Genomic DNA, 15,822 nt, shown 5'->3' on the forward strand with positions numbered 1-15,822 from the left:
AGATAACATTGACTGTTCGGGAGTTAAAATTAGTTTTCGGGTTCATAATATTCTTTCTATGCTCAATCATAATCGGCCTTATTACATGGAAATTCAAGGATTCGACTGACGTTATAAATCAAATATCATTGGTTTCAAGTATATCATCGATACTCTTAGCGATAATCGCAATAGTTTACGCTTTTTACCAAACATTTTCCTCGTCGAAGCAGACGGAGAACCTGCAGCGAACACTTGAAAACATGAGTGAAAAAGTAATTCAGCTTCAACACGTAAAGGATGACCTTTCGTTTGCTGTAAGGAATTTCGAGGAAATCCAAAGCTATCTACAACAGATTCATGAGACTAACACGAATAATCGAACCGACATTGTGAGTGTTTTGGACTACCTGAAAGGGAAAGACGTACAAATACCGGAAGAAGTCGAGAAGGATATTTTAGACAGTACCGAGGAAATGGCAGCAATATTACCTTGGTTTGGAATGAGGTCTTATGGGATACTAAGTTATTTGAAAAGTAATTATAAACCTGGAGAAATTATTTCGATGGAAACGGTGAACAGACGCTTTAACACTGAAGAAGAAGGTACGAAAAGTTATAAGAAGACAGGGATAGTATTGAAAAGACGCATGGATGAACTTTGTGAACAAGGATACTTAAAGTCAACTGAAATAAACGGGTATCCTGTATATACATTGACCAATAAAGAGCTTGATGTGTTTTAATATCAACAACTTCTGTTGCAGTATTTTAAGAAAAGATGAACGCTTGACTACGCACCCTTTTGACATTAGAATCGAAATTCTTATGCACCTGCGCTCGCTCAAGAAGACAAGAAAGGACGTATCGCTTCACGACCCGATCGGCACGGATAAAGAAGGCAACGAAATTACATCAACATCATAGACGTATTATCTATACCCGTTTTTTCGGACGTAGTACTAAAGTAAACTGATCATCTCGTTGATGCCTTTCTTTACGATAAACCGCATAGTGGAGTATCGACTTAAGAAGATAATTCTTTTTAACCTCGTCGCCAGCACCTATTAATTTGTATGCCTCTAGTACACTTTCGACAAGTGGTATTAACTTTTCGGTAGCCTGACTCCTCAATTCCTCTTCCTGTAATTCTTTTTTCTTCTGTTCAACTGTTCTGATTATTTCATTTGTTCTTTCGGCGATATTCTGAGAACGTTCCAAGAATGTTTGTTCATCATATATTCCTCGTTCCAAAAAGTCATGCAATTTATTTTTTTGTTGCTGAAACTCAGATAATTCCTTTTCAAGAAATGCGATCGATTTCTTGATAAACATAATTTTATTCTCGTTTCCGGAATTTGTGGTGGGTTGATTCCATTTAACTTTGTAATCACTCAACCATGTTTCGAGTGACAAAATCAATTTTTTCTCAACATACTCATATCTAGAACTTTTGTTCTGGCACGACGGTGTATTGCATCGTAAATGAGCTGGGGCGTTTGTGTAGGGTCGATAAACCATAGTAGAACCGCACATACTACATTTAATAAGCCCGGCTAAGGCTGTTGCTATTTTCGGTTTCCCTTTCTCGTCTAATTGGAATGGCGAATGATATTTTTCTTTCAGTTTTTCTTGCGCTATTTCGAATATGTGTTTGTCAACTAGTGGGTCATGCTTTCCATCTGCGATTACCCATTCCTCAACATTTCTTGTTCTTGTTTCTCGTTTTTTTCCTGGTACTTTTGATTTCTTCTGTTCTTTCTTTTTCCATGCAATTTTCCCGATGTAAACAATATTTTTAAGCATCGTTATTATGGATGCCGGCTTCCAAGCTATTCCTGTATAAGAAGGGAGTTTAAGTTTGTTCAGTTCACTTGCTATTTTACTGCTGCCCATCCCGTTTACGGGATCGGTGTACCACTCAAATATCATTTGGACGATCGGCGCTTGTTCGGGATGTGGTACCAGTAAACGACCACCTCGATCGTCATATTTAATCATATAACCATAAGGCGGTCTTGTTCCTAAATAGTTACCATCTTCAACAGAGCGGATGCGACCTCCCTGCAAACGTCTGTTTATTATTTTGAGTTCCTTACGGGCCATGAACGCTTCAAATTCACTGTATTCTTCGTCGAACTCATCCGTAAGGTCATATACCTTTCGGGGAGTTATTATTTTTGTCTTTGATTTACGAAATGCATCAAGAATCATTCCTTGTTCCTGCATGTTTCCGCGTCCGAAGCGGTCAACATCCATGACTAATACGGCATCATATTCATTGTTTTCAACAGCTTTTAGGAGCTGCTGCATCTCGGGTCGGAAATCAATGAATTCTCCAGAAACGATTTCTTCATAAATTTTTACAATATTAAGATTAAAATTCTTTGCAGTTTTCAATAATGCTTTTTTGTGCTTTGCTAATGTTTCGCCTTCACCGCGCCGCTCTGCTTCTTCGTCTGCTCTGGATTTACGTAGGTATATAGCTACTTGGTCCATAAGAACAACTCCTGTAGATTTTAAATATGTCTCTCTGGTTTGAAATGCCCCATGTATACTCCGCAAATCTGAACTTCATTAGGCCAAACTTCAATTGTTTGGAACTTTTCATTTTCAGGTATCAATTGTATTTTAGGAGATCCTTCGGTCCATTTCATTCTTTTGAGTGTACCATCTTCTCCGTTGATAATAGCGGCTACGACCTGTCCGTTGTACTCGGCCCACTTTGCTTCACGCATGAAAACAATATCTCCACTTTCAATACCAACGTTTATCATTGAATTTCCATCTACTTTTAGAGCGAAGTCTGGCTGTCTTTTTGTAGGAAATGGGTATCTCAAGTAATCCTCAATATTTTGGCTTGCCAAAAGACCATCACCGGCGCAAATGGTTCCAACAAGAGGAATTAGAACATCATCTAATTTTTCTATGTCAACAAGATTCGGGACTTCTTCATCACTATTAAGATACTCAAGGGAGACATCAAAATAATCTGCTATCGATTGAAGGAGTGAACCGTAACCATTAGGTATATAACCTTGTTCAAGGCCACTGTAAATAAATTTATTAATGAAAAACGGATAACCATTCATTCTTAAGTCGTCAACAACTTCTTCAATCGTTTTTTTATTTTTTAACCTGAGGTATTTTAGTTTCTCCGCGAGCTTCTCGTTAGGCTCGATATCCTCAATTAATTGTAGTTGTAAACTTACAGGAGAACTATCGTCACTTTTACCCAATAAAAAGTCGAGTGTAACATTATGAAATTCAGCCAGTTTAACCAGGTACTCAATATCAGGACTGGAAATGTTATTTTCCCAAGCGTTGTATCTAGGTCGCTTTACCCCAAGTATTTCCGCCATTTCATCTTGCGTAATGTGTTTTTTACTCCTTAATTCACTGAGTCTTTTCCCAATTTTCACAACAAAACACCTCACGCTAAAATATTTATCAAAAAGTCATTGACGATAAAAAAATTATCAAATATAATCGAGGTACAGAAAGGAGGGGAAAAAATGACAAAAAGAGTTTCAAAACGCAGAGAAGCATTTTCACGCCATCGCAAAAAAATAGGGACCCAAAAGAAAGTTGCGTCCATGATCGGTGTTTCTGAAGTTTATATTCGATTGATTGAGAGCGGAACATTGATGCCGGGCAGGGATACAATGTTCAAGTTGTCCGACGTGTTGGGAGCACCCGTTGAAGAGTTATTCCCGGATTACTTCCAAAACATTCCACAAAAAGCATAAACAGATAAAAATATTATCTATAGTCAATAGTACATGATATTTATTTTATCGTCAACAAAATTTCGCGATCTTTTTCTCGGAATTTATTTTTATGCCTATAATGATAAAAAAATTATCAAACATTGTACGAAGGGTGGACAAATTATCCTGCATACACATTTATTGAGGTGAAACATCTTGGAGAAAACCGGCGAATACGCAGCCACTTATCAGTTTGGGAACACCATTTGCCACATTGATGATTCGATGGTTGCAAAAACGCAAGAAGAAAATGACGAAATAGACAGGCGAGTTGGCGAAATCATTCGATCGATTTTCGAAGAACGCTTAATTAAACAACAAGAGGAAAAATGATCGGGCGAACCGCCCACCTTCTTTTGCACTCAAATGAAATCAGTTTTCAAAGAGTTACTAGGATAGAAAAGTAGATTAAAAGATTAAAATTTTGGAGGTACATAACACATGGAATTAATGAAAGTATCCACAAAATCTAATCCGAGTTCTGTAGCAGGGGCATTGGCTGCTGTTCTTCGGGAAAAGGGAAGAGCTGAACTACAAGTTGTCGGAGCTGGTGCACTGAATAAAGCGGTTAAGGCAGTCGCAATCGCACGCGGTTTCGTAGCACCGCAAGGTGTGGACCTGATCTGTATCCCTGCATTTACGGATATCGTGATCGATGGAGAGGACCGGACGGCAATTAAGCTTATTGTTGAACCGCGATAAGGGGCTGAAGCAGTTGTTAATCGATATTAGAAAAATCAAAGTAAGTGACCGTATCCGAAAGGACTTCGGAAACATCGAAGAACTCGCGGAGGACATAAAGTTAAACGGGCTGATCAATCCGCCGGTCGTTACACCGGAATATGAGCTGATCGCTGGGGAACGCCGACTAAGAGCCTGCAAACATTTGGGGTTCCAACAAATCGAAGTAAGGATTATGACAGTAACGGATTTCGAACACCAATTGAAGCTTGAGATTTCCGAGAACGAGCACCGGAAGGAATTCACCTTCTCAGAACGTGTTGAATGGGCTAAACGCTTGGAGCAAGTCGAAAAGCTTAAGGCAAAAGAACGTATGGCAGGTAAGGAAAATTTACCTGACCATGAATCCGGGCAAGTAAGGGACATTGTTGCAGAGCAGGCCGGATTTGGCAGCGGGAAGCAATACGATAAAGCCAAGTTCATAGCCGAAAATGCAACGCCTGAGATCATTCAACAGTTAGATGACGGCATTATCAGTACGCATCGCGCCTTCATCGAAACGAAAGAACGTTTGGAATCTGAACTTCGGGCAGCGGAGGAACGAGCTGAACTGGCCGAACAGGAGGCGGACAAGCTCAAACGGCAGTTTAAGAACGCTGTGCCGGCGGAACAAGTTGAAGAGGCTGTCTCCGCTGCTGTGGAGCGGCATCAAGAAGAAACAGCGGTGTTCATCCGGGAAAAAGAAAGTGAAGCAGAAACCCGGTTAAAACAGCAAGAAAAGCTTTGGAAGGCAAAGTTGGACGAAGAATTACAAAACGAACGCTTAAAAATGGAGCATTTAAGATCCGGGTATCAACGTGCGAAGGAAGAGTTGGAGACACTGAAGCTTCAGCAGCCAGCGGAATTTGACGAGCAAATGGCAGAAGCTCAAATGAAGAAACTCCGATTTGAAGCGGATAACAGCACGATTCAAGTCAGCATACATATCAAACAGTTTCTTCAAAAAGTCGGAATCACTTCCTTCATGCTCGGGGCAGTTGCGAACGCAAGTAGTAGCGAGAAAAAGCGGCTATTGGAAAGTTTGGACATGCTCCAAACCTTCATAGACCAAATTAAACCGGCTGTAAACGGCAGAAAGGTGGTTTAAGCAAATGGCTTTGGCAGAACAACCGGATTTCCTCAGTATTGTCGAACGGCAAATGCATCTTACGGAAGCACAGGGCGCGGCGATCAGAGTTTTGGTCGAAGGCATCAAGCAAATGCATGCGGATGTTAACGAGAAGGTAGAAGAAGTTCAGATCATGGTTCAAGAGGTCAGGGATAGCGTCACCTTATCCGACTCCGAATGCTATCAGCTGCAGTATGCGGTTCGAATGAAATCCAACACCTTAACAAAAGACCGTTTCAAAGAATCGGACGAAAAATTCAAGGATATGGTGGGACGCTATCGCCGGATGATTTGGAGTAAGCTGAAAGATCAATTCAGTGTAGCTAAATATTCCCACATTCGCCGAATCGACTTCGATGATGCCGTTGATTTCGTTCAGAATTTTAGGCCGGAGGATTACATCTGATGGACCAGATTCGTGAAATTCTCCGCTACATGAAGTTTGAAGATGTAATTTCAGTACTGTTATTAATTCCTACCTTTGTTTTTCTCTATGTATTGGTGGTGTTCAGATGAAGGTTAAAGTCGAAGGGGTTTATCTCTCCCTGGAGAAGCGGCAACAGTTTGAACGAAAAAACGCGAACGTTGGTAAAAAGAGAAAAGCCGACTCTGCAAAGTCAGCTTTTCAGAAGCTTTTGGAGTGTTTCATTCGGCGATAATCACTCGGCAAAGTAATTGTCGCCTCCATTCTAACATTTTTATGAAAAGGATTGGGGAAAAAGTTTTTTCAGAGGCTTACCAAAAAAAGCGAACCGTCATTGGAAGCAGATGGCGGAGCTCTGCTTATGGGAGTAGGTAGGAGGGGTGGTAATTGAAAAACCACATCGTCTTCTTCAGCGGAGGCACCGCAAGCATGGCAGTAGCGGATTGGGTGAAGGAGCAACATCCAGAAGACAACATCTTGCTTTACTTCACTGACACTCTTTGGGAATCGCCGGACTTGTACCGTTTTACCGACGAATCCAGTGACAAACTACAACTGCCCATGCTTACGCATAGCGCCGGATTAACTCCAATACAATTGATGTTTGAAAAGAAGCTCGTTTTTAACTCCATGATCGGGGATTGCTCGAAGATACTCAAAATGAAAGTGGCTAAAGATTTCTTGAAGAAAGGCATACGTCCATCTATTGAAAAATGGAGAAACGCTGAGTACCTAAAAGAGCATGATTTCACAACGAACGCCACGTTATACTTCGGCATCGGATTTGACGAGATGCACAGGGAAAAGGCAATTCGGGAGAACTGGCAGCCGTTCAAAGTCGAAATGCCGCTTATCGATCACAACATTTGGAAAGAGGATTCGCTAAAGAAATACGACATAAAGCGTCCTGTTCTCTACGACTATGGATTCAGCCATAACAATTGCAACGGTCGCTGTGTAAAGGCGGGGCAGGGGCATTACAAGTTGCTGAAAGAACGGATGCCAGAGGTATTCGCCAAGATCATGGAGCAGGAGCATCACCTGAAAATGTGTGTTTCGGCGTATCGGTACATCACGAACGATAAGGTTCCAGAGGAAGATCGTATACCACTGCACGTTCAGGAGATCATGCTTGCGGAACTAGACGACGCATATCGGGATTACTTTTACGATCGAGCCCCAAAGCCGAAGCTTTTTATTCATCCAGCGGGGAGTGCGGCACCGCGGTATGCACACATCCAGCAGTACAGCTTTATGAAGCGTGATGGTAAGCCGTTCCCGATCCGCGACCTTCATTACGAGGTTGAAAACGACCAGCAGATTGACCTGTTCGATATTGGCGGTTGCGGATGTTTCGTGGACTCATTTGATTCTTGTGAGGTGCCGGAATGAATCCTTACGACTTCTATATAACACCGGAAGAATTTGAACAGGCCGCGAAAAATGGAATCAGCCAAGTTATATTCTATAATCGTGTCCGACAACTTGGATGGTCGAAAGATAAGGCAATGACAACCCCACCACGGAAACGCGCATCCCATAACAACAGGTGGGTAAAAATCGCTGAGAGGAACGGTATTTGCTACAGAACATACACTTATCGAGTCAATCGGCTTGGTTGGGAACCGGAACGAGCTGCTACTCAACCGCTTCAAGACCGCAAGGCACTCGCCAAGGTAATGCATGAAGCAACCCGGAAGTATCCTGAGCATTATAAACGACTGGCAGAAGCGAATGGAATTAAAGAACGAACCTTTCATCGGCGGTTAAGTTCGGGGTGGGATATTGAAAGGGCGGCTACACAACCACCGATGACAAGCCGGGAGATAGGATTAATGACAAAAGATAAGAGGAGTCGTGGATTGAAGCGGTTCTTTCTTAAAAAGAGAAAGCCAATGAAGGAGGGATAAGAAGACTTTGAGTTACATTGATTTTTTAAAATCAAAAATAGAAATCGCAAAGGAAACCGGCTTTGAAGTCTCTCCGGATGACTTAAACCCAAGATTAAAGCCGCATCAGAGGGATGCGGTAAGGTGGGCGGTAAAAGGTGGCAGACGGGCACTATTCGAATCATTCGGCCTCGGGAAGTCAGTCCAGCAACTTGAGTTTTGCCGCATCGTAACCGAGAAGCAAGGCGGCAAGGCGCTCATCGTTTTACCACTCGGCGTGAAACAAGAGTTTGAACGGGATGCCGTAGAGCTGCTTGGCATGGATAAGCCTGAATACGTCCGGACGATGGAAGAGGTCAGGCAATCAACGGCAACGATCCTGCTGACGAACTATGAACGGGTACGGGACGGGGATATTGACCCAAAATTCTTCACGGCAACCTCGCTGGATGAAGCGGCGGTTTTACGGAGCTTTGGTTCTAAGACATATCAAACTTTCTTGGATAAATTCAAAGGCGTTCCTTATAAGCTTGTTTGCACGGCCACACCAAGCCCAAACAAGTATAAAGAGCTCATCCATTACGCCGGCTACCTTGAGGTGATGGATACTGGGCAAGCCCTGACAAGGTTCTTTCAACGGGATAGCACCAAGGCAAACAACCTGACATTGTATCCACATCGCGAAGACGAGTTTTGGTTATGGATGTCCACTTGGGCGTTATTCATAACCCGTCCGTCAGATGTTAATTCTGAATATTCCGACGAGGGATACGATTTACCGCCTTTTGAGGTCCGTTATCACGAAATACCTGTTAATCATGGCGGGGCCGGGGCAGAGCAGGACGGGCAACTTAAACTGTTACGTGATGCCTCAGTAGGACTGAAGGATGCGGCCAAGGAAAAGCGTGAGAGTATCGCGGCTCGTGTAGCTAAGGCGAAGGAAATAATCGATGCCAGCCCAAACGAACATTTCATCCTTTGGCATGACTTGGAGGATGAGCGCCACACGATCAAGTCGGCTATGCCGGATGTTGTGGACATTTTCGGTAGCCAAGACTACGAGATTCGAGAAAATCGCGTTATCGACTTCTCAAATGGGGAGATCAAGCTGTTTGCCACGAAAAAAGAACTCTCCGGATCCGGATGTAACTTTCAGCGGCATTGTCACAGAGCCATCTTTATCGGTATCGACTATCAATTTAACGATTTTATCCAAGCAATTCACCGTATATACCGCTTTTTGCAAACGGAGAAAGTCATCATCGACGTGATTTACATGGAAAGCGAGAAGGAAATCCTTCAGGTCCTTTTGCAAAAGTGGAAGCAGCATGATTACCTGGTCGGCAAGATGATCGAGGTCATAAAGAAGTACGGCCTTTCAGGAACATCGGTCATCGATAAGCTGGCCAGAAGTATAGGAGTTGAAAGAGTGAAGATTCAAACCGAATGGTATACCGCGGTGAATAACGATTGTGTTCTTGAAACCTCAGAAATGCCGGATAACAGCATCGATCTTATCCATACGTCCATTCCATTTAGCAATCATTACGAATACACACCAAGCTATAACGATTTCGGTCATAACGAGGATACGGCCAGATTTTTTGAGCAGATGGATTACTTATCGCCTCAGCTCCTCCGGATCTTGAAACCGGGAAGGGTGTTTGCTTGTCACGTTAAAGATCGCGTTCTATTCGGAAACGCGACGGGTACCGGAATGCCAACGATGGAACCATTCCATGCAGACTGTATCGCGCATTACAAAAAACATGGGTTTCAGTATTTCGGCATGATCACAGTCGTTACGGACGTTGTTCGGGAGAACAACCAAACGTACCGCCTCGGATGGACGGAGCAATGCAAGGACGGAACGAAGATGGGTGTTGGTTGCCCGGAGTACATCCTTCTCTTCCGGAAGCTTCCAAGCGATACAAGTACGGCTTATGCGGATGTACCGGTTATGAAATCCAAGGAAGAGTACACACGGGCGCAATGGCAGATTGACGCTCATGGGTATTGGAGATCGAGCGGCGACCGACTAATGGCGAAAGAAGAGTTGTCAAAGGTACCGGTTAGCGACCTGCAGGCGGTCTATCGGAAGTTCTCACGGAACAGTATTTACAGCTATGAGGAACATGTCGAACTGGCTAAGAAACTGGATAAAGACGGAAAGCTTCCGGCAACGTTTATGGTTGTCGCTCCGGGGAGTTGGCACGACGAAGTATGGGACGATATTAACCGGATGAGGACGCTTAACACAACTCAGAGCCAAAAGAGGCAACAACTCCATGTGTGCCCCCTGCAACATGATATTGTCGAGCGAATCATCAATCGCTATTCAAACCCCGGCGATGTTGTTCTTGACCCATTCGGAGGATTAGGAACAGTCGCTTACAACGCCGTGAAGATGGGTAGAAGAGGCTACACAATCGAATTGAACACAGATTATTTCCGGGATAGCATCGGCTACCTGAAGGCTGCAGAAGCATTGGTTAATGTTCCTACACTGTTTGACTTCATGGATTTAGCGGAGGGGAGAGCATGAGCAAGAGAGACGAAATACTAGCTTTTCTCTCCCAGTACAACAATGAAAAAGGCTTTTCCCCAACGGTAAGAGAGATCGGCTCAGCAGTAGGATTAAAGTCAGTTTCTACAGTTCAGGGGCATTTAGAGAAGCTTGAGAAGCAGGGGCTTATCAGAAGAATACCCTCGTCTGCACGGGCAATACAGGTTATTTCTGAGCATAAGCAGATCAATGAGGTTAAAGTCTTAAAGCACAATAAAGGCGTTCCAAGTGTGATTCAGTGGGAAGGCCGAAGATACATTTTTGACCCGAAAGGTTGATTTGATGTGGCTGATATTAAGTGGATAAAAATCACCACGGACATGTTCGAGGACGAGAAGATCGACTTCATTTCAAGCCTTCCGGAAGCTGATGCAATAATTGTTATTTGGATTCGACTTCTCGCCTTGGCCGGGAAATGTAATGCCGGTGGGTATGTGTTTTTGACTGAAAAAATACCGTACACCGACGAAATGTTAGCTCACAAATTCAAGAAGCAGCTTAACACAATAAAACTTGCTCTCGAAACGTTCAGGCGCTTGGAAATGATCGAGATGGACGAACACGGCATCTTCCTTCCGAAGTGGGAAAAGTATCAGGAAGTCGAAAAACTAGACCGCATTCGAGAGCAAACAAGGCTTCGAGTAGCTGAACACCGGAACAAAAAGCGACTTGAACTTAAGGAGAGTAACGTTACAGTAACTGATGATGTAACGACAAGTAACGCAATAGAACAAGAACTAGATATAGAACAAGATATAGATAAAGAAATTAATAAAGGATCGTCGTTACCTCCTCAATTTGAAAAGTTCTGGAACGTGCACCCAAAGAAAGTCGGCAGACAAGTTGCCCTTGAGAAGTGGAAGGCAGCTCTTAAAAAAGGTGTTGATCCGGAAGAAATCATAAAAGCGGCAAATAATTATGCGGCGGAATGCGCAAGGAAGGGGACCGACAAACAGTACATCATGCACCCAGCTACCTTCTTGAGCAAAGAACGGTGGGAAGATTACACAACAACTGGTGGTGATGAAAATGGGCAAGGCGGACTTCATGAGTTTGGGACAGGCCATAAAGGACAGTCGGCTAGCAGAAGTGTTCCGGCGGGCAAGGGAAGCCGCAGAGTCAGCGAGGAACAATTCGACAGCCTCGGGATTGGTCACTAAAAAGTACGAGTGCGAAAAGTGTAAGGACGAACCGCTAACTAAACTTGTGCCTGTGATGGACCCTGAGACTGGGAAACAAAAAGTCGAGACTCGCCCAATTTACGGCCCAAATAATGTCATCACGGGGCACCGAGAAATCGCATTGAGTGAATGGGTTGAAGTAATCTGCGAATGCGCGGAATGGAAGGCCGCAAGGCGTCGGCTTCACAATAGCGGAATAGCCGAGGAATTTCAACGTGTGAGCTTCGATGACTACAAGACTGAGGGAAAGCATTATCTCTTCTTTACAGCGTTGAGAATAAGCAAAGAATACGTCGAAGTAGCCTCAAATGATTATTTTTCAAGGCTAAGAGACAAAGAGAATCGCAGAAAGGACAACGGTTTAATTTTATGCGGAGAGCCTGGAAGCGGTAAAACGACTTTAATCTTTGCTGTCGGGAATGAGTTGTTGAAGCGTAAGGTTCCGGTTTTATACTTCCAGCATCGCGAGGAATTCAACAAGATTAAGAACAGCGGATTTGAAGACCCAGGAGAAGTCTATGACCGGTTGAAAAACTTCCGTGGTGTGCTTCTGTGGGATGACCTCTTCAAGACTAAGAAACGCGACAAGAACGGAAACCGTGAAGTTCCTGATTGGGAGGCGGACGCATCTTGGGACGTCATTAATCATCGAAACCAATTCGATTTGCCAACAGCCTTCAGCACTGAATGGTCACCGGCTGAGCTCATGAGTCTTGATCGTAGCTTTGCAGGACGATTGGTTGAACGATGCAAACACCCAAAGGATCCGAAGAAAGATCGGCTTGTGTGGTTCCGATTGACGAAAGAAGAAATCGAAAAAGGTATGGACCCGGTAAAGGTATTCGATCATCGGTTCATGAGGATAAGCGATTGATATGGACTACCTCTTACAGGACCCACGGCCATATAACACTATGGATTCGAAGCTATGGACGACATTATTCAGGCTCATAATTATTCACTACAACGCCGTGAAGGGTATTCCGCTGCTTATTAGAATGTGGAATTGCCGGAGCCTTGGGACAAGCATACAGATTCGCTCGGAGGGCATTAAACTGGCTCCGATCATACATCCGGTCGGGATATGGTCCGATCAACAAGAGTTTGATGAATACGCAAAGAAATACCTTGCGCCGTATGCCCAAGAAATCAAATCACTTCTCCACGAGGTGGTGGAGCTTGAACAAACAACAGGAAGGTGATGAGTCGAATGTCAGGAACTATCGACTACGGGGCTACTAAACAAAGCCTAATTGACCTCACTCGGATTTATAAACCAAAGGATGTCGATAAGTTTGTTCGTGGTTTCGTCCGCAAGTACAACATACCCCGAGGGTTCGAAAGCGCTTTAAAGACGATCGTGTTTGATGAGCTGAAGAAACTGCAGTAATACACAATTTCATACCTAAAAAGCGGAATAGCACTTATTCCGGCGACGAGTTACAAATATCAAATCGAACAAATGTTCTAAAAATGGAGGGTTACAGGTGAAATTTAACATCGACAAGCACGTTTTGTTGAAACCACTGGATCAGGTTTCCAAGGCTTTGCCGAGCAAGGCGACTATGCCGATTCTTGTAGGAATTCTGTTTCAGGCAGACGAGAATGGCCTGACGTTGACGGCAAGCGATACGTCAATCTCGATTAAGGCGGAAATTCAGCCAGACGATTTCGAAATGGTTGAGCCAGGGCGGATTGTCTTACCGGGGAAGAAGATCATCGACATTGTACGGAAGCTGACGGAGGACCTAAGCATCGAAGTAAAGGGGCTGCAAGTGACCGTCAAAAGCGGGAAGTCCAAGTTTGAACTGATGGGTCTGGATGCAGAGGAATTTCCACTCTTCCACGAAGTTTCCGGATCGACAGTCAAAATTCCCGGCGACAAGTTAAGGTCACTGGTTAATCAAACAATTTTCGCTACAACCGCAGATCAAAAAACGCCGATACTTACCGGAGTTCATTTTCAGTTTGAAGAGAACAAGATCAAATTATCCGGGTGCGACCGGCATCGTTTAGCCCGAGTTGAAAGTGAGTTTGAAAACGAAAATGTCGTATCTGTGGTCGTAAGCGCTGAGAGTTTAAGTGAATTGCTCAAGATCATAGATACAAATCCAGTTGAGTTGTCGATTTCACACAATCGGTTCATGGCTAAAACCAAAGAAGTGACATTCATTTCGAGGGTGTTAGAGGGTACATACCCAGATGTTGATCGGACGATCCCGACGGGTTTTAATTCCTTGGTCACGGTTTCGACTTCAAAGCTATTTCAGGCGATTGAGAGAGTATACATCATCGCTACGGAAGAAAAGACAAATCAAATCGTTATCACGGTTGGAGAAGAGTTGGAGATCGAGTCCAAAACAGAAGGCAGCCATGCCGTCGAATCATTGGAAATCATCGGTTTGCAAGGCGAGGGCTTTAAGTTATCCATCAATGCCCGGTACGTAATGGATGCGGTTAAGGCGATTGATACAGACAAGGTAGTTATCCATTACGTAGGCGATATGAAACCACTGATTTTGAAAGGCGAAGGTGAGGAAAATAATTTTCAGCTCATTCAGCCTTACCGTACTGCATAGGAGGAATCCAATTGAAAACTAAGATCAATATCAAGGAATTATGCAAAAGAATCCGATACGGCAGAACACGCGGAGGAATGGTTTGGTCCCGCGAAGATAATCGGCATTTCATCACCAATCGGCATTGGTTGGTCCGGTTCGATGAATTGCCGCGTGAGGTGAAGATCGAGTTGTTCTCGGTGTTCTGCAAAATCCCCGAAGTCGGACAGACGCTGAATATATTCGCCGGGCAAGAATCGGAAACAAAGCCGGTCAAGTACGACAACATCTATCAACCAGACAAGCAGGACGCCATCGGTGAAGTCACACCGTTTATGAAAGAAATAGGGGAGAAGCATTTTGCTAGGGTGTTAAAATTCCCCGAACATTTCGCATTCAATGACGAGGACTACTTCAAACTGGCAGAAGGAGACTCGGACATTAAGACGCAAGGAAACAGTCCGCTTAAGCCGGTTTACTTAGCCGGAGGGGATTTACTTGTGCTCCCCATCCGAGTTAGCGAGAGCGGAAACGATACGACAATCAAGGAATTGACGGAGGCGGTATCGGAATGAACCTTTCCAAACTGTTTGAAATGCAGAAAGCATTAGACGAACGGATTGTTTCGGAAAAGGGGATGGAGGGACAAGACCTCCTCCCCAAAAAGATACTTGCTCTACAAGTTGAACTCGGGGAACTGGCAAATGAATGGCGCGGCTTCAAGTTTTGGAGCAACAAGCAGGAACCGCTTCAAAGATGGAGCGGAGGTTGCAAACTCTGTGACTATTGGGAAGCAATGGACAGCGAACGACGTAGCCTACGTCCAGATGGTAGCGAGTGCGATTGTTACCAAGGACTGAGACCGAAGAATGCCGTGTTAGAAGAATACGTAGACTGTCTGCACTTCATATTGTCGATTGGATTGGAGACCGGGTTCGATCAAATGGCAGCTAGCGTTCATTCAGTTGAAGTAGATATTGATGAGATTACCGAATGTTTTCTGCACATATCAACTTGGTTAGTGAATCTTTATACGCTCAAAAAACCAAAGTGCTATTGGAGATTGGTTGATGTGTTTATGCACTTAGGGCATTTGTTGAATCTCTCTCTCGAGGAAATCGAACATGCCTATATGAGTAAGAACGCCGTAAACCATGATAGACAATCATCCGGTTATTAATCGCATGAAACTGGTCATACCGGGAGCCTTGCCAACGCTTAACGAAATCATTGATGCAGCTAAATCTCATTGGTCCGTCTACCGGCAAATGAAAGAAGAAAACACAAACCTAATAGCTTGGACGGCGAAAAAGTTGCCGAAGTTGGAACGGGTGAATGTCGTTATCACGTGGCACTGCAAAGACAAGCGGCACGACAAAGACAACATCATGGCCGGGCAAAAGTTCATTTTTGACGGAATAAAAGAGGCCGGAATCATCAGTAACGACGGATGGAAGCAGATCGGGGACGTAACCCATCGATTCGCAGTAGATAAGCAAAATCCGAGAATTGAAATTGAATTTGAGAGGGTGCCTGTCAATGAGCAATGACAATAAAAACGCTAATGAAGAGCAATTCGAAGATCCGAACCAAGTAACCGCCTATA

General features: G+C 43.9%; 17 protein-coding genes. 15 read left to right on the plus strand and 2 right to left on the minus strand.

What is annotated here, in order from left to right; all coding sequences use genetic code 11:
- Window positions 1–8: 8 nt before the first annotated feature.
- Window positions 9–725: a hypothetical protein gene (locus PT964_RS07450; protein ID WP_274362709.1), complete on the plus strand. Its 717-nt coding sequence runs from the start codon at window positions 9–11 to the stop codon at window positions 723–725.
- Between the two features lie 190 nt (window positions 726–915).
- Here the strand turns inward: PT964_RS07450 and PT964_RS07460 are convergent, their stop codons facing one another.
- Complete coding sequence (locus PT964_RS07460; protein ID WP_274362710.1) at window positions 916–2,478, minus strand: recombinase family protein; 1,563 nt, start codon at window positions 2,476–2,478, stop codon at window positions 916–918.
- Between the two features lie 20 nt (window positions 2,479–2,498).
- Window positions 2,499–3,401 carry a helix-turn-helix domain-containing protein gene (locus PT964_RS07465; protein WP_274362711.1) on the minus strand — a complete coding sequence of 301 codons (903 nt, stop codon included), beginning with the start codon at window positions 3,399–3,401 and terminating at the stop codon, window positions 2,499–2,501.
- 93 nt (window positions 3,402–3,494) lie between these two features.
- On the opposite strand from PT964_RS07465, the gene PT964_RS07470 reads away from it, so the two are divergent.
- The 14 genes from PT964_RS07470 (at window position 3,495) to PT964_RS07535 (ending at window position 15,766) form a co-directional block, all read left to right on the plus strand.
- Window positions 3,495–3,728, plus strand: coding sequence for a helix-turn-helix transcriptional regulator (locus PT964_RS07470; protein ID WP_274362712.1), 234 nt, complete (start codon window positions 3,495–3,497; stop codon window positions 3,726–3,728).
- 177 nt (window positions 3,729–3,905) lie between these two features.
- The gene (locus PT964_RS07475; RefSeq protein ID WP_274362713.1) at window positions 3,906–4,082 is read left to right on the plus strand and encodes a hypothetical protein; all 177 of its coding nucleotides are present in this window, start codon (window positions 3,906–3,908) and stop codon (window positions 4,080–4,082) included.
- A gap of 108 nt (window positions 4,083–4,190) precedes the next feature.
- Complete coding sequence (locus tag PT964_RS07480; RefSeq protein WP_274362714.1) at window positions 4,191–4,451, plus strand: stage V sporulation protein S; 261 nt, start codon at window positions 4,191–4,193, stop codon at window positions 4,449–4,451.
- Window positions 4,452–4,464: 13 nt separating this feature from the next.
- A complete protein-coding gene (locus tag PT964_RS07485) occupies window positions 4,465–5,577 on the plus strand; it encodes a ParB N-terminal domain-containing protein (RefSeq protein ID WP_274362715.1) in 1,113 nt (370 codons plus the stop codon).
- Window positions 5,578–5,581: 4 nt separating this feature from the next.
- Window positions 5,582–6,004 carry an ORF6C domain-containing protein gene (locus tag PT964_RS07490; protein WP_274362716.1) on the plus strand — a complete coding sequence of 141 codons (423 nt, stop codon included), beginning with the start codon at window positions 5,582–5,584 and terminating at the stop codon, window positions 6,002–6,004.
- A gap of 405 nt (window positions 6,005–6,409) precedes the next feature.
- Entirely contained in the window at window positions 6,410–7,414 is a 1,005-nt protein-coding gene (locus PT964_RS07495; protein ID WP_274362717.1) for a phosphoadenosine phosphosulfate reductase domain-containing protein, read from the plus strand.
- Complete coding sequence (locus PT964_RS07500; RefSeq protein ID WP_274362718.1) at window positions 7,411–7,932, plus strand: hypothetical protein; 522 nt, start codon at window positions 7,411–7,413, stop codon at window positions 7,930–7,932. Before PT964_RS07495 ends, PT964_RS07500 begins: the two co-directional genes overlap by 4 nt.
- A 7-nt stretch (window positions 7,933–7,939) precedes the next feature.
- Complete coding sequence (locus tag PT964_RS07505) at window positions 7,940–10,456, plus strand: DNA methyltransferase (RefSeq protein ID WP_274362719.1); 2,517 nt, start codon at window positions 7,940–7,942, stop codon at window positions 10,454–10,456.
- Window positions 10,453–10,755 carry a LexA family protein gene (locus PT964_RS07510; protein WP_274362720.1) on the plus strand — a complete coding sequence of 101 codons (303 nt, stop codon included), beginning with the start codon at window positions 10,453–10,455 and terminating at the stop codon, window positions 10,753–10,755. The genes PT964_RS07505 and PT964_RS07510 overlap by 4 nt, the downstream gene beginning before the upstream one ends.
- Before the next feature lie 6 nt (window positions 10,756–10,761).
- Window positions 10,762–11,637: a phage replisome organizer N-terminal domain-containing protein gene (locus PT964_RS07515; RefSeq protein WP_274362721.1), complete on the plus strand. Its 876-nt coding sequence runs from the start codon at window positions 10,762–10,764 to the stop codon at window positions 11,635–11,637.
- Between the two features lie 1,508 nt (window positions 11,638–13,145).
- Window positions 13,146–14,237 carry a DNA polymerase III subunit beta gene (gene dnaN, locus PT964_RS07520; RefSeq protein WP_274362722.1) on the plus strand — a complete coding sequence of 364 codons (1,092 nt, stop codon included), beginning with the start codon at window positions 13,146–13,148 and terminating at the stop codon, window positions 14,235–14,237.
- A gap of 11 nt (window positions 14,238–14,248) precedes the next feature.
- Complete coding sequence (locus tag PT964_RS07525; RefSeq protein WP_274362723.1) at window positions 14,249–14,791, plus strand: hypothetical protein; 543 nt, start codon at window positions 14,249–14,251, stop codon at window positions 14,789–14,791.
- Window positions 14,788–15,396, plus strand: coding sequence for a dUTP diphosphatase (locus tag PT964_RS07530; protein WP_274362724.1), 609 nt, complete (start codon window positions 14,788–14,790; stop codon window positions 15,394–15,396). The genes PT964_RS07525 and PT964_RS07530 overlap by 4 nt, the downstream gene beginning before the upstream one ends.
- Window positions 15,371–15,766 (plus strand): RusA family crossover junction endodeoxyribonuclease, encoded by a 396-nt coding sequence (locus PT964_RS07535; protein WP_274362725.1) that lies wholly within the window; start codon window positions 15,371–15,373, stop codon window positions 15,764–15,766. Before PT964_RS07530 ends, PT964_RS07535 begins: the two co-directional genes overlap by 26 nt.
- Window positions 15,767–15,822: the final 56 nt, after the last annotated feature.

The sequence above is a fragment of the Paenibacillus thermotolerans genome, assembly GCF_028745515.1.
In the GTDB taxonomy this organism is placed as follows: Bacteria; Bacillota; Bacilli; order Paenibacillales; family YIM-B00363; genus Paenibacillus_AE; species Paenibacillus_AE thermotolerans.